Annotated in this window: 25 protein-coding genes; 12 read left to right on the top strand and 13 right to left on the bottom strand. The window is 61.3% G+C overall.

The window, feature by feature from the left end:
- Nucleotides 1–168: 168 nt before the first annotated feature.
- Nucleotides 169–381: a hypothetical protein gene (locus V8Z78_RS17065; RefSeq protein ID WP_003066698.1), complete on the bottom strand. Its 213-nt coding sequence runs from the start codon at nucleotides 379–381 to the stop codon at nucleotides 169–171.
- Nucleotides 382–619: 238 nt separating this feature from the next.
- Here V8Z78_RS17065 and V8Z78_RS17070 point away from each other — a divergent pair, with 238 nt between their 5' ends.
- Together V8Z78_RS17070 and cutA are read left to right on the top strand one after the other, a co-directional pair.
- The gene (locus tag V8Z78_RS17070) at nucleotides 620–1624 is read left to right on the top strand and encodes a 2-dehydropantoate 2-reductase (RefSeq protein WP_046462217.1); all 1005 of its coding nucleotides are present in this window, start codon (nucleotides 620–622) and stop codon (nucleotides 1622–1624) included.
- A 42-nt stretch (nucleotides 1625–1666) separates the two neighbouring features.
- Nucleotides 1667–2041: a divalent-cation tolerance protein CutA gene (gene cutA / locus V8Z78_RS17075; RefSeq protein ID WP_003066702.1), complete on the top strand. Its 375-nt coding sequence runs from the start codon at nucleotides 1667–1669 to the stop codon at nucleotides 2039–2041.
- 107 nt (nucleotides 2042–2148) lie between these two features.
- Here cutA and ftsY read toward each other — a convergent pair whose 3' ends face one another.
- Nucleotides 2149–3306: a signal recognition particle-docking protein FtsY gene (gene ftsY / locus V8Z78_RS17080; protein WP_057093349.1), complete on the bottom strand. Its 1158-nt coding sequence runs from the start codon at nucleotides 3304–3306 to the stop codon at nucleotides 2149–2151.
- 64 nt (nucleotides 3307–3370) lie between these two features.
- On the opposite strand from ftsY, the gene V8Z78_RS17085 reads away from it, so the two are divergent.
- The 4 genes from V8Z78_RS17085 to coaD all read left to right on the top strand — a co-directional run bounded on the left by V8Z78_RS17085 (nucleotide 3371) and on the right by coaD (nucleotide 7536).
- Complete coding sequence (locus V8Z78_RS17085) at nucleotides 3371–4804, top strand: M16 family metallopeptidase (protein WP_034362354.1); 1434 nt, start codon at nucleotides 3371–3373, stop codon at nucleotides 4802–4804.
- A 17-nt stretch (nucleotides 4805–4821) separates the two neighbouring features.
- Nucleotides 4822–6174, top strand: coding sequence for a M16 family metallopeptidase (locus V8Z78_RS17090; RefSeq protein ID WP_034362356.1), 1353 nt, complete (start codon nucleotides 4822–4824; stop codon nucleotides 6172–6174).
- Complete coding sequence (rsmD, locus tag V8Z78_RS17095; protein WP_003066710.1) at nucleotides 6171–6881, top strand: 16S rRNA (guanine(966)-N(2))-methyltransferase RsmD; 711 nt, start codon at nucleotides 6171–6173, stop codon at nucleotides 6879–6881. Before V8Z78_RS17090 ends, rsmD begins: the two co-directional genes overlap by 4 nt.
- A 160-nt stretch (nucleotides 6882–7041) precedes the next feature.
- Nucleotides 7042–7536, top strand: a complete 495-nt coding sequence (coaD, locus tag V8Z78_RS17100; protein WP_003066712.1) for a pantetheine-phosphate adenylyltransferase — start codon at nucleotides 7042–7044, stop codon at nucleotides 7534–7536.
- Nucleotides 7537–7540: 4 nt separating this feature from the next.
- Here coaD and V8Z78_RS17105 read toward each other — a convergent pair whose 3' ends face one another.
- The 5 genes from V8Z78_RS17105 to V8Z78_RS17125 form a co-directional block, all read right to left on the bottom strand.
- Nucleotides 7541–8590, bottom strand: a complete 1050-nt coding sequence (locus tag V8Z78_RS17105) for a zinc-binding metallopeptidase family protein (RefSeq protein ID WP_349731787.1) — start codon at nucleotides 8588–8590, stop codon at nucleotides 7541–7543.
- A 120-nt stretch (nucleotides 8591–8710) separates the two neighbouring features.
- The gene (locus tag V8Z78_RS17110; RefSeq protein ID WP_003066716.1) at nucleotides 8711–9031 is read right to left on the bottom strand and encodes a BON domain-containing protein; all 321 of its coding nucleotides are present in this window, start codon (nucleotides 9029–9031) and stop codon (nucleotides 8711–8713) included.
- A 69-nt stretch (nucleotides 9032–9100) separates the two neighbouring features.
- On the bottom strand, nucleotides 9101–9643 hold the full coding sequence (locus V8Z78_RS17115) for a hypothetical protein (protein WP_314352776.1): 543 nt from the start codon (nucleotides 9641–9643) through the stop codon (nucleotides 9101–9103).
- A gap of 161 nt (nucleotides 9644–9804) precedes the next feature.
- On the bottom strand, nucleotides 9805–9966 hold the full coding sequence (locus V8Z78_RS17120) for a DUF1328 domain-containing protein (protein WP_003051882.1): 162 nt from the start codon (nucleotides 9964–9966) through the stop codon (nucleotides 9805–9807).
- Nucleotides 9967–10124: 158 nt separating this feature from the next.
- Nucleotides 10125–11474 (bottom strand): sensor histidine kinase, encoded by a 1350-nt coding sequence (locus V8Z78_RS17125; protein WP_003066721.1) that lies wholly within the window; start codon nucleotides 11472–11474, stop codon nucleotides 10125–10127.
- Nucleotides 11475–11607: 133 nt separating this feature from the next.
- Between V8Z78_RS17125 and V8Z78_RS17130 the strand changes: the two genes are divergently transcribed.
- Nucleotides 11608–12240 (top strand): response regulator, encoded by a 633-nt coding sequence (locus V8Z78_RS17130; RefSeq protein WP_003051886.1) that lies wholly within the window; start codon nucleotides 11608–11610, stop codon nucleotides 12238–12240.
- A gap of 57 nt (nucleotides 12241–12297) precedes the next feature.
- On the opposite strand, the gene V8Z78_RS17135 is transcribed toward V8Z78_RS17130, so the two are convergent.
- The 4 genes from V8Z78_RS17135 to gpmA form a co-directional block, all read right to left on the bottom strand.
- Complete coding sequence (locus tag V8Z78_RS17135) at nucleotides 12298–12678, bottom strand: response regulator (protein WP_179626783.1); 381 nt, start codon at nucleotides 12676–12678, stop codon at nucleotides 12298–12300.
- Between the two features lie 106 nt (nucleotides 12679–12784).
- Nucleotides 12785–13552 (bottom strand): HesA/MoeB/ThiF family protein, encoded by a 768-nt coding sequence (locus V8Z78_RS17140; protein ID WP_003066727.1) that lies wholly within the window; start codon nucleotides 13550–13552, stop codon nucleotides 12785–12787.
- Nucleotides 13553–13627: 75 nt separating this feature from the next.
- Nucleotides 13628–15139: a S41 family peptidase gene (locus V8Z78_RS17145; protein ID WP_003066730.1), complete on the bottom strand. Its 1512-nt coding sequence runs from the start codon at nucleotides 15137–15139 to the stop codon at nucleotides 13628–13630.
- Nucleotides 15140–15270: 131 nt separating this feature from the next.
- Nucleotides 15271–16014: a 2,3-diphosphoglycerate-dependent phosphoglycerate mutase gene (gene gpmA, locus V8Z78_RS17150; protein WP_003066733.1), complete on the bottom strand. Its 744-nt coding sequence runs from the start codon at nucleotides 16012–16014 to the stop codon at nucleotides 15271–15273.
- A gap of 285 nt (nucleotides 16015–16299) precedes the next feature.
- Between gpmA and V8Z78_RS17155 the strand changes: the two genes are divergently transcribed.
- From V8Z78_RS17155 to V8Z78_RS17170, 4 genes are all read left to right on the top strand, one after another.
- Entirely contained in the window at nucleotides 16300–16707 is a 408-nt protein-coding gene (locus V8Z78_RS17155) for a rhodanese-like domain-containing protein (protein ID WP_057093344.1), read from the top strand.
- A gap of 73 nt (nucleotides 16708–16780) precedes the next feature.
- On the top strand, nucleotides 16781–17038 hold the full coding sequence (gene grxC / locus V8Z78_RS17160) for a glutaredoxin 3 (protein ID WP_003066738.1): 258 nt from the start codon (nucleotides 16781–16783) through the stop codon (nucleotides 17036–17038).
- Nucleotides 17039–17235: 197 nt separating this feature from the next.
- Nucleotides 17236–17697 carry a protein-export chaperone SecB gene (gene secB, locus V8Z78_RS17165; protein ID WP_003066740.1) on the top strand — a complete coding sequence of 154 codons (462 nt, stop codon included), beginning with the start codon at nucleotides 17236–17238 and terminating at the stop codon, nucleotides 17695–17697.
- 116 nt (nucleotides 17698–17813) lie between these two features.
- A complete protein-coding gene (locus V8Z78_RS17170; RefSeq protein ID WP_003066742.1) occupies nucleotides 17814–18824 on the top strand; it encodes an NAD(P)H-dependent glycerol-3-phosphate dehydrogenase in 1011 nt (336 codons plus the stop codon).
- Between the two features lie 137 nt (nucleotides 18825–18961).
- Here V8Z78_RS17170 and V8Z78_RS17175 read toward each other — a convergent pair whose 3' ends face one another.
- Nucleotides 18962–19852, bottom strand: a complete 891-nt coding sequence (locus V8Z78_RS17175) for a DMT family transporter (RefSeq protein WP_003066745.1) — start codon at nucleotides 19850–19852, stop codon at nucleotides 18962–18964.
- Here V8Z78_RS17175 and V8Z78_RS17180 point away from each other — a divergent pair.
- Nucleotides 19851–19979, top strand: coding sequence for a hypothetical protein (locus V8Z78_RS17180; protein ID WP_255432092.1), 129 nt, complete (start codon nucleotides 19851–19853; stop codon nucleotides 19977–19979). The genes V8Z78_RS17175 and V8Z78_RS17180 overlap by 2 nt on opposite strands.
- Before the next feature lie 171 nt (nucleotides 19980–20150).
- Here V8Z78_RS17180 and lysA read toward each other — a convergent pair whose 3' ends face one another.
- Nucleotides 20151–21398, bottom strand: a complete 1248-nt coding sequence (lysA, locus tag V8Z78_RS17185; protein WP_349731788.1) for a diaminopimelate decarboxylase — start codon at nucleotides 21396–21398, stop codon at nucleotides 20151–20153.
- Between the last annotated feature and the right edge of the window lie 75 nt (nucleotides 21399–21473).

The raw sequence follows: 21473 nt of genomic DNA on the forward strand, positions 1-21473 counted from the left end.
TTTGGCGGTCGCAAGGGCTCAAGCTACGGTCCGCGCGAGCAGGGCCGCTATGCCCAGGAGTTCTACACCACGGTGAAGACGGCCTATACGCTGGCGTGAGCGAGATCGTTGATTGTTGCTTCTCTTTTGCCGGGCCTTGGGCTCGGCTTTTTCATGGCGCGGTGGCGATCAGCCCAGCAGCGCTGCCCTGATGGTCTTGACACCGTCGGCGTTGTCCCAGACCCCTTCTTCCAGCGCGTCGTGAATGGTCTTGTCCAGCGCGGCAGCCAGCTGCTCGCGTGTCTGGGCAGCCTGGGGGCTGGCGTCCAGCACGATGCGCAAGGCAGTGGCCAGTGCCGTGATCTGGGCTGTGAGATTGACGACGGTGGTGTTGGAGCTCATGAGTCGGTCCTTGAAAATGCGATGAACAGGGCAGCTGGCATGGCGCGCAGTGCGGGGTGTCCAGCTGTCAACGGCCTTCAGTGTCGCGCGGGTCGATACTGCTGTTAACGTATCAACAATGAGCAGCGGCCGCGAAGATCTCGCCTGGTTTCAAGGGTGGATAGTCTTCAGATGCTTTACGGTAAAGCACCGGCAGCTACTGTTTTTGAGAGTTCTATAAGACAGGAGAGACAAGAGCATGAGTCTGAAGAGAGTCTGTATCTATGGTGCCGGAGCCATTGGCGGCTGGCTGGGTGTGGCGCTGGCCAAGGCCGGCTGCGAGCTGAGCGCCGTGGCGCGGGGCCAGACGCTGGCTGCGCTGCAGCACAACGGCCTGACGCTGGTGCATGGCGAGGAGCGTGAGACCGTGGCCGTCAATGCGCAGCAGGACCCGGCCGCTCTGGGCGTGCAGGATGTTGTGGTGATTGCCGTCAAGGCGCCGTCCATGCCCGATGTGGCGCGTGCCGTCGCACCGCTGATCGGCCCGCAGACCCTGGTGCTGACCGCCATGAACGGTGTGCCCTGGTGGTTTCTGGCCGGTGGCGTGGATGCCAGCCTGCGCGGCCTGCAGCTCAGGACAGTGGATCCGCAGGGCGAGATTGCGCGCGCCATTCCCACCGAGCAGGTGCTCGGGTCGGTGGTGCATGCCAGCTGCTCCCTTGACGCTCCCGGCGTGGTGCGCCGGCATTTCGGCAACAGCCTCATCGTCGGCGAGCCCACGGCCCAGTCCGGCGATGCGCCCACGCCGCGCCTGCTGGCGCTGGCCGAGCTGCTGCGTGCGGGTGGTCTCGAGGTCAGGCTCAGCGACAACATCCAGCGCGACGCCTGGTACAAGCTCTGGGGCAATATGACCATGAACCCCGTCAGTGCGATCACGGGCGCGGCCACGGACAGGATTCTGGGCGATGAGCTGGTGCGCAACTTCATCACGGCCGTGATGCTGGAAGCCCGCGAAATCGGCGCGCGCATCGGCCTGCCGATTGCCGACAGTCCGCAGGACCGCCATCAGGTCACGCTCAAGCTGGGCGGCTTCAAGACCTCCATGCTCCAGGATGTGGAAGCCGGCAAGCCGGTGGAGCTGGATGCCCTGGTGGGCGCTGTGCGCGAGATGGGCGCCATGTGTGGCATGAGCACGCCGTTCACCGATGCGCTGCTGGGACTGGCGCGGCTGCGCGCGCAGCAGCTGGGTCTGTATCCGGTGTAAGGCGGTGGCGGGCAGGGCGCTCTTGGGCCTAGACTAGATGGCATGAGCACCACATCTACCCAGACCGCCACTCTCAAGTCCGCTCCTGCGCAGGACAGCCATTGGGCCACGCTGTGCGTGGTGACGACGACCGTTGGGCATTCGGCCGAGGCCGAGGACATGGCGCGGGCGCTGGTCTCGGCCAAGGCTGCGGCCTGCGTGCAGACCGAGCGCATCACCTCGTATTACGAGTGGGACGGAGTGCTGCAGACCGCTCCCGAATGGCGGCTGATCTGCAAGACCCTGCCCGAGGCCCTGCCGCGGCTGACGCAGCTGCTGCGCAGCCATCACAGCTATGAAGTGCCCCAGATCACCATGCGCACCGAGCGCTGCCTCAACGACTATGCCAAATGGCTCAAGCAGCAGGTGCAGCTCTGAAGCCTGAATAAAAAAGGAGCGCCTTGCGCGCTCCTTCATTAGGTTTCAGTACTTAATCTATCTGAAAATTTGATAGATAAAGCGCTGGTTGCTATGGTTTTTGTGATTCAGGACAGCAGGGCCTGGGCGAACTCGCGTGCGCTGAAGGTTTCCAGATCCTCGATCTTCTCGCCCACGCCGATGAAGTAGACGGGCACGGGACGCTCCTGCGCAATCGCGGCCAGCACGCCGCCCTTGGCCGTACCGTCGAGCTTGGTGACGATCAGGCCCGTGAGTTGCAGCGCGTCATCGAAGGCGCGCACCTGGGTCAGCGCGTTCTGGCCGGTGTTGCCGTCAATCACCAGCAGCACCTCGTGCGGCGCCGTGCCGTCGGCCTTGCTCACCACGCGCTTGATCTTCTTGAGCTCTTCCATCAGATGCAGCTGCGTGGGCAGGCGTCCGGCCGTATCGACCAGCACCACATCCTTTTTGCGTGCCTTGCCGGCTGAAACAGCATCGAAGCTCACGGCGGCGGGGTCGCCACCGTCCTGGCTGATGATCTCCACGGTGTTGCGATTGGCCCAGACGCCCAGCTGCTCGCGCGCGGCGGCGCGGAAGGTGTCGGCGGCGGCCAGCAGCACGGACTGCTCGCCGTCGGCCAGATGCTTGGTCAGCTTGCCGATGGAGGTGGTCTTGCCCGCACCGTTGACGCCGGCAACCATGATGACGGTCGGTGTGTGCTCGCCGATGGTCAGCGGCTTTTCCAGGGGCCTCAGCAAATCGGTCAGTGCATCGGCCAGCAGCGCCTTGACGGCGGCGGGCTCGGTGGTCTTGGTTTCCTTGACGCGGCGCTTCAGGTCTTCGAGCAGATGCTGGGTGGCCTTGACGCCGGTGTCGGCCATCAGCAGCGCGTCCTCCAGCTCTTCATAGAGCCGGTCGTCGATCTGCGTGCCGGTAAAGACGGTGGCGATGCTGGAGCCGGTCTTGCGCAGACCGGCTTTCAGCCGTTCCATCCAGTTTTGACGGGAATTTGGGGCTTGCGGCTTTGCGGTAGGCTCGGGGGCTGCTACAAAATCCTGAGTGGCAGGCTGATCTTCGCCGGCCTTGGCCGTCGCGCCGCCACCAAAGGGCTTGCGCCACCAGGAGCTGCTGCCGTTTTCGGCAGGCGTATCCTGTGGAGCTGGCCCGGTTTGCGGGGCAGGAGCGGGCGCCGCGGCTGCCTCGGCAGCGGGCGTGGTGTTCACTGCATCGGGTGAACTGGGCTTTTTCTTGAAAAAACTGAACATTGGCGGGTTTTTAGAATCGCATCATTCTATGAAACATGTACGCGCACTCCCTGTACTGGGCTTAATGGCCTGTTTGAGCGCTGGGGCAGCCTTGGCTGCGCCGGGCGCATCGTCGCAACCTGTGCCTGCTGCCGCCACGGCGGCCGCGCCGCAAGTGCAGCAGTTCACGCTGAAGAACGGCATGCAGCTGATCGTGCAGCCCGACCGGCGCGCGCCCACGGCCGTGCACATGGTCTGGGTACGCGTAGGCTCCATGGACGAGGTCGACGGCACCACGGGCGTGGCCCATGCGCTGGAGCACATGATGTTCAAGGGCTCCAAAAGCGTCAAGCCCGGAGACTTCTCGCGTCGCGTGGCGGCGCTGGGCGGCCAGGAAAACGCATTCACCTGGCGTGACTACACGGGGTACTACCAGCAGATTCCGTCCAGCCGTCTGGAAGACGTGATGAAGCTGGAATCCGACCGTTTTGCCAACAACCAGTGGCCGGACTCCGAATTCAAGAAGGAAATCGAGGTCATCAAGGAAGAGCGCCGCATGCGCACCGACGACCAGCCGCGCGCCATGCTGATGGAGCAGCTGATGGCGGCCACCTTCATGGCCTCGCCCTATCGTCGCCCCGTGGTGGGCTGGATGAGCGACCTGAACTCCATGACGCCCGGCGATGTGCGCGATTTCCACAAGCGCTGGTATGTGCCTGCCAACGCCGCCGTGGTCGTGGTGGGGGACGTGAACGTCAACCAGGTGCGTGCCTGGGCCGAGAAGTATTACGGCAGCATTCCCGCGCGAGCCCTGCCGCAGCGCAAGCCGCAGACCGAACCCAGGCAGATCGGCGTGCGTCGCATCGAGGTCAAGCAGCCTGCCGAGCAGGCCTTTATCGCCATGGCCTATCGCACCCCCACCCTGAAGAGCGTGGACAAGCTGCAGGCCGAGGATAAGGACGCGCTGGCGCTGCTGGTGCTGTCCGCCGTGCTGGACGGTTATGACGGTGCTCGCCTGGAGCGCGCCCTGGTGCAGGGCGAAGGCCAGGCCAACGGCCGTGTGGCCGATAGCGCCGGCAGCTCGGCCAACATCATGGGGCGCGGGCCCAGCCTGTTCATGCTGACCGGCGTTCCGGCCCAGGGCAAGACCGTGGCCGATGTGGAGGCTGCGCTGCGTGCGCAGATCAAGAAGGTGGCTGATGAGGGCGTGCAGGCCGATGAACTGGAGCGCGTCAAGACGCAGTGGATGGCCTCCAACGTCTATGAGCGTGATTCCGTCATGGGCCAGGCCCAGAACCTGGGCAATTACTGGATTCAGAACATGCCGCTGGATGCCGAGGACAAGCTGCTGGCCGAACTGCGCAAAGTCACCTCTGACGATGTGAAGGCCGTGGCCGCCAAATATTTTGGCGACGACCAGCTCACTGTCGGCACCCTGGTGCCTCAGCCTCTGCCGGCGGGTAGCAAGCCCCAGCGTCCCATGTCGGGCAAGGCGGATGCAGATAAATCCATGCACTGAGCGCAGCGGAGAAACCTATGAAAACTATGAAAAAGATAGCTGCTAGCGCTTTCGTGGTAAGCGCTGGAATGGGTTTTTTAACCCAATCTGCCTGGGCCTTGCTGCCGATAGAGCATTGGACCCAACCCAGTGGCGCCCAGGTCTGGCTGGTGCAAAGTCCCGGAATTCCCATGGTGGATGTGCAGGTGGACTTCGACGCCGGCAGCCGCCGTGATCCCGAGGACAAGGTAGGCCTGGCGACAGCCGTGGCCATGATGTCCTCCAAGGGCATCAAGGCGGCAGGCGATGCGCCTGCGCTGGATGAAAATGGCCTGGGTCAGGCCTGGGCCGACCTGGGCGCCAGTTTTGGCGCCAGTGCGGGGCGTGACAGCTTCAGCTACGGCCTGCGCACTCTGACCGAGCCCAATCTGCAGCAAAAGGCCGTGGCCCTGGCGGCACGCCAGATTGCCTCGCCAAGCTGGCCCGATGCCGTGTGGCAGCGTGACCGCGAGCGCTGGAGCGCGTCCATCAAGGAAGCCGATACGCGTCCAGGCACCGTGGCCTCCAAGGCCTTCCGCAAGGCCGTGTTCGGCAACTCGCCCTATGGCTATCAGACCACGGTCGACAGCCTGGGCCGGATCGATGTTTCGGCCATGCAGGACTTTCACCGCAAGCTGATTGCCGCCTGCCGCGCCAAGGTCAGCGTGGTGGGCGCGGTCAATCGCCAGCAGGCCGATGCCATGGTCAAGCAGTTGCTGGGGCCGCTGCAGGCCACCAATGGCAACGACTGCCCGCCGCTGCCTGCCGTGGCCAAGGTGCAGGACCTGCAGCAAGCCAAGGTCGAGAACATTCCGTTCGAGTCGGCACAAGCCCAGGTGCTGATCGGCCAGCCCGGCATTGCGCGCAACAACCCCGATTTTCTCGCCGTGATGGTGGGCAACCATATTCTGGGCGGCGGCGGCTTCACCTCGCGGCTGATGGAAGAGGTGCGTGAAAAGCGGGGCCTGACCTATGGCGTCTCCAGCGACTTCTCGCCGGGCCTGGATCGTGGCGCCTTCATCATAGGCCTGCAGACCCGGCCTGATCAGGCGGCCGAGGCGCTCAAGGTCTCGCAGGACGTGTTGCGCAAATTCATAGCCGAAGGTCCTAGCGACAAGGAACTCAAGGCGGCCAAGGACAATCTGATAGGCGGCTTCGCCCTGCGCATAGACAGCAACCGCAAGCTGCTGGGCAATGTGGCAAATATTGCCTGGAATGGCCTGCCGCTCGATTATCTGGAGCACTGGACCGATCGCGTTCAGGCTCTGACCACCAAGGACGTGAAGGAGGCGATGCAGCGCATGGTCCAGCCCGAGCGCATGGTCACCATCACTCTCGGAGCCAAGCCATGAGCCGCAGCGCCATCAAGCTACACACCCCGGCAGGCCGCAAGGCGCTGGACAAGATGATTCATGAGTCCGAGCGCAAGGCGCAGGAGCTGGCGGCCAGCCGTCCGGCCCGCCCCGGAGCCAAGGCTGCCCAGCCCGCTGCAGCCAAGCCGGCGGCCACGGGGGCCGGTGAAATCCGCATCATCGGCGGGCAATGGCGCCGCACGCGCCTGGTCGTGGCGCAAAAGCCCGGCTTACGGCCCACGCCCGATCGCGTGCGCGAGACCCTGTTCAACTGGCTGGGCCAGGACTTGAGCAACTGGAAATGCGTCGATGCCTTCTCGGGCACCGGGGCACTGGGTTTCGAAGCCGCATCGCGCGGCGCGACCAGCGTCATCATGAACGAGCAGGATGCCGCCCTGGTGCAGCAGCTGCAGCGTCTGCAGCAAAAGCTCGATGCCAGGATGGTCAAGGTGCAGCGCGGCGATGCGCTGAGCTGCCTGAAGACCGTGGCGGGCCAGGATCTGATTTTGCTGGACCCGCCATTCGGCCAGACTGAGCTGTTCGAGCCCGCGCTCAAGGCGGCCATCGCGGCCTTGAACGACGGCGGTTTCATTTACCTGGAAGCTCCCGAAGCCTGGGCCGAAGAGCGCCTGCTGGAAATGGGACTGGAGCTGCATCGCTATCTGAAGGCCGGCGCCGTCCATGCGCATCTGCTGAAGAAGCAGTAGACCTTTGCTATTGAACCGGGAGCTGCAGGCGCTTTGATCAGATGCGTCAGCAGCTCTTTTTTGTATGGGGCAGCGCTGTGCAGGCCTGAATGCATAATCTCTTTACGCTGCACTGCAGCAGCCCTCACCCTCATCAAGACCCGCAGGAGAGAGATAAGCCATGAGCCAGGACCTGATTGCTGTTTACCCCGGAACCTTTGACCCGATCACCCTGGGGCATGAAGATGTGGTGCGCCGGGCTGCACAGCTGTTTGGCAAGGTCATCGTGGCCGTGGCGGCAGGCCATCACAAAAAGACGCTGTTTTCGCTGGAGGAGCGCATTGCCATGGTGCGCGAGTCCTGTGCCAATTATCCTCAGGTGGAGGTGGAGAGCTTTGACGGACTGCTCGCGCATTTTGTGCTCGCGCGCGGCGCCAAGGCCATGGTGCGCGGCCTGCGTGCGGTGACGGACTTCGACTATGAGTTCCAGCTTGCCGGCATGAACCGCACGCTGATGCCCGAGGTGGAAACCGTGTTCCTCACGCCCAGCGATCGCTATCAGTTCATCAGCTCCACCTTTGTGCGCGAGATTGCCACGCTCAATGGCGATGTGGACAAGTTTGTCTCCAAGGGCGTGCATGAGCGCCTGATGCTCAAGGTCGGCCGCAAGGCCTGAGCTTTCAGCCTCCCTGGCTAGTCGCCCTGCTGCGATAGCTGCTGATGGTTTCGTGGACAAAGCGCAGCTTGTCCCAGGCCGGGCTGGAAATGGCAAACGGATAGGCATCGCCATGGCCGAGGCTGCGATTCAGGCTGTTGTGCAGCAGGGTCAGCGGCACCCACTGGGATTGCATCACCGAAAAATCGGGTGGCACCGGCCCCAGCGGGTTTTGAATGAGTTGCTGGCCCGTGCTGGGTATGTCCGGCACGGTAATGCAGGTGCCGTAGCTGGCAGCGGTCTCCAGCAAGTCCACCATGTGCAGATAGTGAGCCCAGGTTTCGGCCCAGTCCTCCCAGGGGTGTGAGGTGGCATAGGCGCTGATGAACTGACCGCGCCAGCTGTTGTCCAGAGGGTCCTTGCCATAATGGCGCTGCAGGGCCTGGGCATAGTCCTGATTCTCATAGCCAAACAATGCCCTGAAGCGCTCCAGATGCTCGCTGTTCGCTATCAGCTGATCCCAGTAGAAATGTCCCGATTCGTGACGCAGATGTCCTATCAGCGTGCGATAGGGCTCGTGCAAGGCCTGGCGGCGTTTGGCACGTTCGTCGTCGTCTGCCTCGACCACGTTGAGCGTGATCATGCCGCTGGCATGGCCGGTCATGACGGGATTCTGGCCGGGCAGGTCTGCGAGCAGGGAAAAGCGCGGCTCGGCCACGCGGTGTCCATGAGGGTCCAGCAGGCCCAGCCTGGCCAGGGTGTAGAACAGCCTGCGCTTGGCGACCTCGATCTTGGCCCAGCGCAGTTCATTGGCGGGATCGCTGCCGTCCGGCAGCCATTCGGTCTGTCGGCAGGAAACGCACAGCGGCTGCGGGTCTGAGGCCTCGATCGCAAAATTGCACAGGCTGATGTTGTGTCGGTGGGCGCAGGCGCGGTAGCGTACGTCGCCGGCCCGCGGCAGAATGCCGACGCGCAACTGGTCGGGCAGAAAGGCCTGGCTTGCTCCACAATGCACGCATTGCAGGCTTTCAAAATAGATCAGGTGGCCGCAGGCCTCGCAGTTGAAAACTTGCATGCGGACACTTTAATGGCGAAGTCAGCGACCCGGTTGTAGGAAAAAACAAAGCCAGCTCAAAAGCTGGCTTTGGGGCTGGAAGTGCAGCCCTCGGACAGGGCTTTGCTTCATGCGGGCAGATCAGGGTCTGACCACGATGCTGTTGCGCACTTCGCGCACATGCTTGGTCGTGCGGGCAATTTCGCCGGCACGGGCCTTTTCTGCTTCGGATTTGGCAAAGCCCGACAGCTGCACGGTGCCGTTCATGGTTTCCACGCTGATGGCGGTTGCAGAGACATTCTTGTCTTCGGCCATCTTGGCCTTCACCGCAGTGGTGATGCCGGCGTCGTCCACATAGGAGCCCACAGTCTGCTGGTCACGAGCCACCGAGCAGGCCGTGGTTGCCAGCACGGTCGTTGCGGCGACCAGACTGAAAGCCAAAGCGCGAGTCAGATTCTTCATATGGTTCTCCCTTGGTTTTGAAAAGGCGCAAAGAACGCTTGCGATAAACGGCTCAGAGTGAATTCCTGCTCACTTCCTGCGCGAGCGGCCCAGAAAGAAGGCCGTCGCCAGAGCCGCCCCGGTCGCCGCGGCGATCAGCACGGAGCGCCCAGGTTGTTCGGACACATACTTGGTGGTCGCATCCGCTGCGGTGTTGAACTGACGGCGTGCGCGGTGCGAGCTGTCGGCCCAGAAGTTGATACTGCGCTCGGCCAGATCCTGAGCGCGGTTGGCAAGGTTGTCGATCAGCGGGTTTTCGCTGTCGTCGATATTGCGCATATGACGCCCCGTGGAGTCGATGGCCTCGGAGGCTGTGCGCCGTGCGCGGCGTGCGGCGTCATGAACCTTGTCGGCGACGTCCTCTGCCACATCCTGAGCCTCATTCACCATTTTCTGGGCGGCCTGCTTGCCGGAGTCCGCTGCATCTTCAGCGGCATCGGCTACCTTGTTGGCCACATTCTGGGCGGATTGGGCGGCATGCTTTGCCGAGTCCTTGGCACCGGCAGCCAGCTCCTTGGCAGCGTCCTTGAGATCTTCAACCGTGTCCTTGGCGTCTTTTACGGCTTGGCTCATTGTTTGGAACTCCCTGAAATCTAGAAATTATCGTGACAGCGTGAAGTAACGCCAGTCTTCGTAACCCGGCCTATCGGAGGCAGAAGCTGAGAGCGATCATGGCGAATACTGGTGGTTTGTGCAATGTGCAGGAACAAAGTTCTACACATTTGGCGCCAGTGCTATTTCTTCACGAGGCCCATCAGGAAGGTGATGACGGCCATGACCAGAAACACGAAAAACAGAATCTTGGCGATACCTACGGCGCTGGCCGCGATGCCGCCGAAGCCGAACACTGCAGCGATCAAGGCAATCACCAGAAAGACAATGGCGTAGTGCAACATGGTTTTCTCCTATCGAATGCAGGCCGACAGGCATTGCCGTGCGGCCATGTATTGAATGTAGAGAACTGAGCAGCCCAAGCTTGACGGTGAGCTTCTGTCACCAGGGTCGGGGTATTTAGGGACAGTCATGTAGGACTGCGTTGACATGTGCGCCCAGTTCAGGTGCTTGCCATTGTCAAAGGAATGACTGCCGAGATCGTGGTTCCCTTGCCGAGCTGGGATGCCACGGTAAGCCTGCCGCCGACAGCTTCAACACGGTGTTTCATGCCTGCCAGTCCATGGGAGTTGGGGCGCATGCTGGCCGTCTCGAAGCCTTGGCCATCGTCCTGGATCTGCACGGCCACATAGGTGGGATAGTTGTGCACCGTGACGATGACATGGCTGGCCCTGGCGTATTTCCCGATGTTGGTGAGCGACTCCTGTACGACGCGATAGACCGTCAGCTGCGTGGATTCAGGCAGGTCCACTTGCTCCAGGCTGCATTCCACCTCGATGTTGCTGCGTTCACCGAATTCCCGGGTCAGGATTTCCAGCGCGGTGGTCAGGCCCAGGTTGGAGAGAGAAGAGGGTCGGAGGTCTTCAATGATGCGGCGTTTGAGTGCAATCCCGCTGTTGAGCGTCTCGATCAGATGGGTGATGCGTTCGGAGACGTCGGGTGTCGAGGTGTCGATCTTGGACTTGAGGCGCGCAACGTCCAGTTTCGCGGCGGTCAGCAGCGAGCCCAGTTCATCGTGCAACTCGCGTGCCAAGTGCGCTCGCTCATCCTCGCGTACCTGCTGCAAATGGGTTGCCAGCTCGGTGAGGGCCGCTGTGCGGTCGCGAACGACTTCCTCCAGACGATTGCGTTCATCGCGCTGAATCTCCTGCTCGCGCTGATGTGAGTGCTGCAACGCATTGGCCTGTCGCAGATACATGAAGAAGCCCAGAATCCCCAGAGCGGTCACTGTCGCAATTCCCAGGCGTGACAGACCCAGCGTTTGTTCGATATCCGCGAGATTGGACTTGACGCGCTGATCGATGCTGTCCATCAGGGTCTTGATATGGCCCCGTATGGCATCCATGTTTTCCATGCCTACGTCGGTAAACATCACAAAGCGCCACGCTTCATCGTTGCCCTGGCGATAAAGGCGCAGGCTCAGCTCCATTTCGCTGGTCTTGCGCTCGACCTGGCGCGCCAGCGGAGTAAAGGTTGCCAGCTCCTTGGGGTCCATGATGAAGATGCCGCGCAGGTCATCCATGCTGCTGCTGATAGCGGCGGAGGCAGAGTTATAGGGCTCGAGATAGCGCTCCTCTCCTGTCAGCAGGTAGCCGCGCAGGCCGGTTTCCGCATCCAGCATTTGCTGCATCAGCAAATTGAGCTTGGCTCTGGTGGCTTGCGTCTTGGTGAGCGTGTCCAGAGCCTGCAACGAGCGCTTATAGCCTGCTTCATTAATGCTTACCATTAAGACTGCCGCAATGACTGCGATCGTCAGGCTGACTGCAATTTTGCGGATATTGGTCCAACGCATCTACATCCTCTCACCTACAAGGCAATTACCTGATATTCTGCATAACCGTAGCGTCAACGACTGACATCATAGTGCGGGTCTTAAAATGTGATGCGCCCTGGAGATGAGCGCAGTTTCATGAAAAGAGGTGTTCATGATAAAAGTAGGCATAGTGGATGACCATGCGATTGTTCGCTCGGGATTACGCCAATTCCTGTCGGAACATGTAGATCTGAGGGTCGTGGGAGAAGCGGGCAATGGGCGGGAGGCCATTGACCTGGTTCGGGAGCATGAAATTGACGTGCTGCTGATGGACTTGTCCATGCCAGGACAAAGCGGCATAGATGCCTTGGCAATGCTCAGAGCCAAAGCACCTGATATGGGCATCCTGATACTTAGTGGATACCCTGAGGAGCATTACGCAATCAACTTGATTCGTCAGGGGGCCAGCGGATATCTCAACAAGGAGTGCGATCCCCAGGATATTGCAGAGGCCATCCGCACCGTGGCTCTGGGAAGGCGTTACCTGACGCCGGCGGTGGCCGATCTCCTGGCCCAGCAACTCAACCGCAAGGATGATGTTCCGGCACACGAGCAATTGTCGGAGCGTGAGTTTCAGGTATTCCTGAAGCTTGCGCGCGGCGAGACTGCCGGAGACATTGCCAAATCGCTCTCGTTGAGCGTGAAAACAGTGAGTACTTACCGGACAAGGCTCATGGAAAAAATGGGCCTTTCCTCAAATAGCGATCTGACATACTATGCGTTGAAAAATCGATTGATCGATTAATGGAGACTCAAATAAAAAAGGCTTGAATATTCAAGCCTTTTTTATTTTGCGTTATTTTCAAGATTTACTGGTATTTAAATCAATACAGAAATCGATAAGCGCATCGATTTCGTTGGATTTGTCAAATACGGCATCTGCGCTGAGTTCAAGGCAGCGCTGTCGTATATCGGCGGTCGCGTAATTGCTCAGCACGAGCAGCTTTTTCTGCGGTGGTCGATGTTGAAGGCTTGTGACGATGCCGAGACCGCTGCCCTCGCGCAAGAACAGGTCCACGATGACCAGATCCCAGGCGTCAGGGTTGTGGCTGAGCCAGCGTACGGCATCGGCTTCGGTCTCTGCCACCCCGACCGCTTCCACATCGGCAAGCTCCACCATCGTCGCAATCAGGTTGTCGCGAATCGTGGGATTGTCTTCAACAAAAAAGGTACGCAGTTTCACGACGGTAGCAAGCTGATGAGGTGGACGCCAAGGATCAAGCGGCGAGAGTCATTTCAATTCTCAATGTGGAAAATCAATTACGGCCCATGAAAAAATCATTGTATTGTCATTTTTTGTAATTTGTGTTTGGCGTTCCGCAGATATCACAGGTTTTAACCCTAGCAATTTTCATCCTACTCCACTCCATGGAGCGTGCATCAAGCATTTGAAGTTGTCCGACAGAAGATCGGCCAAAACCGACAATCAGCTTCAGTGCTTCCGCAGCTTGCTGGGTGCCGATCAGTCCAACCAGCGGAGCAAAGACGCCCATGGTTGAGCACTGAACCTCTTCGAATTCAGCCTCTGGCGGAAAGACGCATGCATAGCATGGGCTGTCGGGGTTGCGTGGATCAATGACCATCAGCTGGCCATCGACACGGATGGCAGCTCCTTCGACCAGGGGTACGCCGTGGCGTACGCAAGCCGCATTGATGGCCTGGCGGGTCTTGTAGTTGTCGGTGCAGTCGAGCACGATGCTTGCCTCAGGCAGCAGTTCATCGAGCAGGGTCTCGGTTGCACGCTGCTGGATGCAGCGAATCTCGATCCCGGGATTGATGGCATGTACGGCAGTGCGGATCGATTCCACCTTGGCCATGCCTATGCGCTCGGTCGTGTGGGCAATCTGGCGCTGCAGATTGGTCATGTCCACGACGTCGTTGTCGACAATGGTGATGCGCCCCACACCTGCCGAGCCCAGGTAGAGTGCGGCAGGCGAGCCCAAGCCGCCGGCTCCAATGATCACTGCATGCGCTGCCAGAATGCGCTCCTGGCCTTCGATGCCGATCTCGTCGAGCATGATGTGACGGGAATAGCGTAGCAATTGATCGTCATTCATCGGTTTGCTTCCATGGTTCCAAGAAAAAAGCCGGGCAAGCCCGGCTGATTTTGAGCGGGTTCCATAACCCGGTGCTTATTTTTTGCTCTTGTCGGATTCGCCTTTTTCGGGCGCTTTCTTGTCAGCGGGCTTTTTGTCCGCGGCCGTCGCGTCTCCGGGCTTCTCTTCGATTTTGCGCTCCGTCAGGGTTTTGCTGACCTTGACAGCTTGGCCTTTGAGCTTGTTCAGTGCCTGTTGCAGCTGAAAGTCCTTTTCAGACCCGAATTCCGGCAGGCGGCGTTCGGCGGCTGGCTTCTTGGCTTCCTCTTCCAGGCGTTTGCGAGCTTCCTCGCGGGCCTTTTCAAGCGAATCGTTCTTGACCTCCGCACCCTGTCCGCTGGACAAATGCTTTTCAAGGTCTGCTTCACGCATGCTCAGTGCTGCAAACAAATCGCCGTCTGCAGTCTCGTCCACCATCACATCGGGCACGATGCCCTTGGCCTGAATGGATTTGCCGCTAGGCGTGTAGTAGCGCGCCGTCGTCAGTTTGAGAGCCGTATCGGGGCCCAGAGGGCGCACGGTTTGCACCGACCCCTTGCCAAAGGACTGGCTGCCCATGACGGTGGCGCGTTTGTGATCTTGCAGGGCTCCGGCCACGATTTCGCTGGCCGAGGCCGAGCCTTCATTGACCAGCACCACCAGAGGCAGCTTTTTCAGTGCTGCAGGCAGGCGTTGCAAGGGGTCGCCAAAACCGCGCTGGGCGTAGAACTCGGGCGATGCCTTGTAGACGGCCTTGCTTTCGGCCAACTGGCCGTTGGTCGAAACCACGGGCACATCGGGTGGCAGGAAGGCCGCAGAGATGGCTACGGCAGCATCCAGCAAACCGCCTGGATCATTGCGCAGGTCCAGCACCAGTCCCTTGAGATTGGGTTCCTGCTTGTAGATTTCCTCGACCTTGCGGACAAAGTCATCGACGGTGCGTTCCTGGAACTGGCTCAGGCGGATCCAGGCGTAGCCAGGCTCGATCACCTTGCCCTTGACCGATTGAGTCTTGATTTCTTCACGGGTGATGGTGACGGGGAAGCTGCGGCTTTCATCCTTTCGCAGGATGTTCAGGCGCACCTTGGTATTTGGTTCGCCACGCATGCGCTTGACAGCGTCATTGAGCGTCAGGCCCTTGACGGCAGTGTCGTCGATCTTGGTGATCAGGTCGCCGGTCTTGAGACCCGCACGGAAAGCGGGCGAGCCTTCGATGGGGGAGACGATCTTGATCAGCCCGTCTTCCATGGTGATCTCGATGCCGACGCCAACGAACTTGCCGGAAGTGCCTTCCTTGAATTCTTTGTAGGTTTTCTTGTCGAAGTACTGGGAGTGAGGGTCCAGGCTGGAGACCATGCCGGAGATGGCGTCGGTGATCAGCTTCTTGTCGCTGACCTGCTCCACGTAATCGGTCTTGATCAGGCCGAAGACGGCCGACAACTGCTGGATTTCTTCAAGTGGCAGAGGCGTCACACCCCCGCGAGCCAGCGTCTGCAGGGATACGGTGGTCAACGCACCGGCGACCACGCCCACAGAGATCCAGCCTGCAATTTTGATTTTTTGACCCATAGCACCCCTTAAACCATTCGCAATATACACCTTGGACGGCGGAAGGCCCATGAGGTTCCAAGGCCTTTTGCCGTGTCAGTCCTGTTCAGACTGCGCAAGCGGTCTGAACAGGAACGGTGAAGAGGTCTCTCTCAGGCCTTGCCCTGGGCCGCAACTGCCGCTGCAGCCTTGGCTGCGGCTTCGGCGTCGCCCAGGTAGTAGTGGCGGATGGGCTTGAGGTCGGCGTCCAGCTCATAGACCAGAGGAATGCCGTTGGGCACGTTCACGCCCACGATCTGGTCGTCGGCGATGTTGTCCAGATACTTGATCAGGGCGCGGATGGAGTTGCCGTGTGCGGCCACAACCACCCGTTTGCCGGCCTTGATGGCGGGTGCGATGGACTCGTCCCAGAACGGCACAACGCGTGCCACCGTGTCCTTGAGGCACTCGGTCAGCGGGATCTGCTCGGGCTGCAGCTTGGCGTAGCGCACATCGCTGCGTTCGCTGCGAGGGTCGGTGGCTTCCAGGGCGGGAGGCGGCACGTCGTAGCTGCGGCGCCAGACCAGCACTTGCTCGTCGCCGTACTGCTTGGCCATATCGGCCTTGTTCAGACCTTGCAGACCGCCGTAGTGGCGTTCGTTGAGGCGCCAGCTATGCACCACGGGCAGCCAGGTGCGGTCCATTTCATCCTGCACATGCCACAGGGTACGGATGGCGCGCTTGAGCACGCTGGTATAGGCCACATCGAAGTCATAGCCTTCTGCCTTGAGCAGTTGGCCGGCCTTCTTGGCCTGTTCGACGCCGGTGGCAGTCAGATCCACATCGGTCCAGCCGGTGAAGCGGTTTTCAAGGTTCCAGGTGGATTCACCGTGGCGGATCAGAACGAGCTTGTACATGGATTCTCTCAAAGTAGCAAAGCAGTAATGACACAAAGTCAAAACCGTGCATTTTAGGGGCTGGCCTTTGTCCGGGCTTGAGGCAAGGTAAGCCGGTCGCACCCAGCGGTGGCCGCCAAGCTATTCCTGTTGGGCCCTTCGGGGATTGTGAAGAGCACTCACTTGCGGCCTAGGGCATGTGAACAGAGGGTTTTGGCTTGCGAGAACAGGGGCTGTGGCCCTCTGGCGCGATCCGCCGGCAAGCCTGCCTCTAAAATCGTTCGGTTTGCCATCCCAAGGAATGACGTGAAATTCATCATTGATAACTGGTATTTGATCCTGATTGCCGTGGCTTCGGGTGTGATGCTGCTGCTGCCCGCACTGCGCGGTGCCACAGGCGGCTCGCTGTCGGCAGCGGCTGCGGTGCACCTGATCAACCGCGAAAAAGCCGTGGTGCTGGACGTCTGCGAGCCCGAAGAGTTTGCCGCCGGCCATGTCAACGGAGCCAGGAACCTGCCGCTGAGCCAGTTGGAAGAAAAGTTGCCCTCCACCGTCAAGAACAAGCAACTGCCCGTGGTGCTGGTGTGTGCATCGGGCGCCCGTGCCGTGCGTGCCGAAGCGGTGGCCAAGAAGCTGGGTTACGAGAAGGCCCAGGCGCTGGCTGGCGGCATGAAGGCCTGGCGCGATGCCGGCCTGCCGGTTGAAAAAGCCTGATTCGGCCGCAACTGAGAACTCTGACGACTGCAGCACAGCGTGCTGCATTGCAAAAACTACAAGGAAGTTGCTCATGCAAGCCGTGAAGATGTACACCACCGCCGTCTGCCCCTATTGCATTCGTGCCAAGCAGATTCTCAAGTCCAAGGGCGTGGATCAGATCGAGGAAGTGCGCATCGATTTCGATACCGCTGCCCGCGATCACATGATGCAGGTCACCGGCCGCCGCACCGTACCCCAGATCTTCATTGGCGATACCCATGTGGGCGGTTGCGACGATCTGATGGCGCTGGATGCCAAGGGCGGTCTGCTGCCCCTGCTGCAAAGCTGATTACTTGCCGTGCCACTGCCGCCAAACGGCATGAATTTGCGCTTTGTGCTGCCTGCTACGACGCAGCCTCTGGCTGTCACTGCATAATGCAAAGCGCTATTTCATGGAAATGCCTGCTGTGAGGATAGCTGCGTGCTAGTCCTCTGCGCAGGCATTTTCATTTCCCTCTCAAGATTTTCTGAAAGACCTAGCTCATCATGGCCGAACAAGACAACAGCCCCGTGTTCCAGATCCAGCGCGTGTATCTGAAGGACCTGTCCCTGGAGCAGCCCAACTCTCCCGCCATCCTGCTGGAGCAAGAGCAGCCCAGCGTGGACATCCAGCTGGGTGTGGAAGCCACTCCCGTGGCTGAAGGCGTCTACGAAGTGGCCGTGACCGCCACGGTTCAGACCAAGATTCAGGACAAGACCGTGTTCCTGGTCGAAGCCAAGCAGGCCGGCATCTTCGAAATCCGCAACGTGCCCGAAGACCAGATGGGCGGCGTGATCGGCATTGCCTGCCCCCAGATCATCTACCCCTATCTGCGCGGCAACGTGGCCGACGTGGTGACCCGCGCCGGTTTCCCTCCCGTGCACCTGGCCGAGATCAACTTTCAGGCCATGTACGAGCAGCAGCAAGCGGCTGCCGCAGCACAGGCCGAAGGCCAGCTGCCCCAGTAAGCTGACGGCAATTGCTGATTCCTGCGATGTGCAAGAATCGGCAGCCAGGCAAGAAAGAGGCCCTAGCGGCCTCTTTTTCTTGTGGGTTGTGCGCAAACTGCTATCAAAATTCAGGTATGAAAATTCTTGTCATCGGCGCTGGCGCCTGGGGTACGGCCATGGCCATCAGCGCGGCCACCCATCCCGAGCAGGGCAGCGTCAGACTCTGGGCGCGTGACCCGGCACAGGCGCAGCTCATGCAGGCCGAGCGCGCCAACAGCCGCTATCTGCCCGGCATCCGCTTCCCGGATGCGCTCACGGTGGTCAGCGGAGATGTGATGGCCCATGTGGCGGATGCCGATCTGATCGTGCTGGGCACGCCCATGGCGGCGCTGCGCCAGTGGCTGGGCCAGCTCAAGGATTGCCGCCGGCCCGTGGTCTGGCTGTGCAAGGGCTTCGAGGCCGTGGCCGCCGACGCACCTGCCGGCAGCTATGGGCTGATGGCGCATGAAGTCTGCCAACAGGTGGCTCCGCAGCTGCAAAGCGGTGCGCTCAGCGGCCCCAGCTTTGCGGCCGAGGTGGCGCGCCAGCAGCCTACGGCTTTGGTGGCAGCCAGCGCCCATGAGGGCGTGAGCGAGCTGCTGGTGTCGGCCTTTCACGGTGAGGCCATGCGCGTCTATGCCAATCAGGACATCGTGGGCGTGGAAGTCGGCGGAGCCGTCAAGAATGTGCTGGCCATTGCCACGGGTCTTTGCGACGGCCTGCAGCTGGGGCTGAACGCGCGCGCGGCCCTGGTCACGCGTGGCCTGGCCGAGATGACGCGCCTGGGCGTGGCGCTGGGTGCGCGCGCCGAAACCTTCATGGGCCTGTCCGGCCTTGGCGATCTGGTGCTGACCGCCACCGGCGATCTCTCGCGCAATCGCAAGGTGGGTCTGCTGCTGGCCGAAGGCAAGAGCCTGGAGCAGGCCGTGACATCGCTGGGCCATGTGGCCGAGGGTGTGTACAGCGCCCGCACCGTGCTCGCACGGGCACGCCAGGTCGGTGTGGAAATGCCCATCACCGAAACCGTGGTTGCCTTGCTGGACGGCCAGCTGCCGGTGACCGAAGCCGTGCAGCACCTGATGGTGCGCGATCCGCGCGGCGAATAAGCCTATAGAACGATAGCTGTTAGCGCTTGATATTCATGGATCTCAGATACTTTTCTATCTGAAAGTTAATGGATGCAGGCGGTAGCAGCTATTGTTTTCCATGGTGCTGACTGACGGATTCAGGCGCGCCCGGCGAGCTACTTCGCCTCTCTGACGCTGAGCCAGGCACTCGCCGCCCCGCACAGCGCAATGACGACCATGCCCAGCACGGCCCATTGGTCGGGGATATGACCATAGACCAGCCAGCCTGCCAGCAGCGCGCAGGGGATCTGGCTGTAGAGAAACGGCGTGATGGTCGCAGGCTCGGCTTTTTCATAGGCCTTGAGCAGCATCAGGTGTCCGACGGCGCTGCCTGCGCCCATGGCAATCGCGGCCAGCCAGAGTGCTGCGCTGTCCGGCAGCTGCCAGGACCAGGGCAGGGCCATGCAGCTCAGGCTCAGGGCCAGCAGGCTGGTGTAGATCTGCGTGGTCAGCGGGCGCTCCTTGCCCGCCATGCGGCTGCTCAGGATCTGATAGGCGGTGTTGGCCAGCAGCTGCAGCGCAGGCCAGACCAGGGCCCAGCCGCTGAACTGGCCGCCGCCCGGCCGCAAGATGACCAGCGTGCCCGCAAAGCCCAGCGCCACCAGCACCCAGCGCAAGGGGCTGACCTGCTGGCCCAGCCAGAGCGCGGCCAGCAAGGTCAGGGCCAGCGGCGTCAGCGCCACGATGGCCGTGAACTCCGCCAGTGGCAGATAGCGCAGGCTGAGCATGGCCAGCGCATTGCTCAGACAAAACAGAATGGCGCGCAGACACTGAAAGCCCGGGCGCTGGGTGCGAAAAATCTCCAGCCCATGTCTTGCCACGCCAAAGCCCACGGTCAGCACCGACTGCAGCGCATAGCGCAGCCACAACGCCATCAGCAGCGGCAGCACGGCGCCCGCATATTTGGAGCCCGTATCGAGTATCGAAAAACAGGCGCAGGCCAGCACCGTGAAGCCGATGCCCGTCAGCGTATGGCGATGGACCGAGGAGGCTGAGTGCTGTGACATGGAAGAACTTGCCGGGCACTGCGCGGTGCCGAGAGAAAAGACTTCAGGTGATTTTGGCCTGAAGCCCCTGATGACTAAGCGTTGGCTGCTATTGAATTCATGGCGTGAACTCAATCATGGGGCGTGACGCAAGAGAGAGACAGCAAGCAAGGGCCTAGCCGGCCGCGCCGCCCCGCAGCTAGGGCTGCCCCAGCGATGCTGTCGTCCCCCTCCCTTAGCGCGCAGCGCGTAGAGAGAGGAGAGGGGCGCCCGGCCAGGGGAAGGCGCGGGGCCGCCCAGGCAAGCGGCTCAGGGGGAGTTACAAACCAATCTCCAGGGCCAGCAGTTCCTCCACCGTCTGGCGACGGCGAATCAGCTGGCTCTGCGCTCCATCGACCAGCACTTCGGCGGCCAGCGGGCGGGTGTTGTAGTTGCTGGACATGGAGCTGCCGTAGGCGCCCGTGTCATGAATCACCAGCAGGTCGCCCACGCTGGCGCCGGCCAGCGCGCGCGGCAGCACCACGCCGCCGTCGCCCTGGGTGAAGACATCGCCCGATTCGCACAGCGGGCCGGCCACCACGCTGTCCTGCGCGGGCAGGCTCTGGCCGTCGCGGCGCAGCACTTCCATGCCGTGGTAGCTGCCGTACATGCTGGGGCGCATCAGCTCGTTGAAGCCGGTGTCGACCAGCACGAAGTGGTTGCTGCCCGCATTCTTGGTGGCGCGCACGGTGCCCAGCAGCACGCCGGACTCGGCCACCAGGAAGCGGCCGGGTTCCAGTTCCAGACCCAGGCTGTGGCCCACGATGCCTTCTGCCTGCTTGCGCGCCGCATCCCACAGGCCGTGGTAGTGGTTGGTGTCGATGGTGGCATCGCCCTGTTTGTAGGGGATGGACAGGCCGCCGCCGGCCGAAATCGCATGCAGGTCCACGCCCGCCGCCTTGGTGCGCTCGACCAGCTTGACCATGGCGCCGCAGACTTCCTGCAGATGGCCGTAGTCCACGCCCGAGCCGATGTGCATGTGCAGGCCGGCCAGCACCAGGCCGCCGGCCTTGATGGCGTCCAGTGCGGCTTCGAGTTCGCTGTGCCAGATGCCGTGCTTGCTGTGCTCGCCGCCGGTGTTGGTCTTGTTGCTGTGACCGTGGCCGAAGCCGGGGTTGATGCGCAGCCAGACATGGTGGCCCTTGGACACGGCGGCCAGCTGGTGCAGCATGTCGATGGAGCCCGCGTTCACAGGCACCTGGTGTTCCACCACGGTGGCCAGCGTGGCCTCGTCCATCACGTCGGCTGTGAAGACGATATCGGCAGGTTCGCCGAAGCCGGGCGTAAAGCCCGCCGCCAGCGCGCGCAGGACTTCGCCGCGCGAGACCGCATCCACCTTCACGCCTTGCTCGCGCATGAGCTTGAGGATGTGAATGTTGGAGCAGGCCTTCTGGGCAAAGCGCACGGTGTCGAAAGCCTTGAGCTGGGCAATGCGTTCGCGGATGGTGGCGGCGTCATAAACCCACAGCGGCGTGCCGTACTGGTCGGCCAGGTTCCAGAGCTGTGCGGGAGAGAAGGGGTTTGCCATGGGCGGTCTCTTGAAAGGGAATAGTTCAGCGCATCATGCATGCGACTATCTATTCAGTCCAATAGATTGATTTTT

The organism is Comamonas sp. wu1-DMT, assembly GCF_040187805.1.
Taxonomy (GTDB): domain Bacteria; phylum Pseudomonadota; class Gammaproteobacteria; order Burkholderiales; family Burkholderiaceae_C; genus Comamonas; species Comamonas thiooxydans.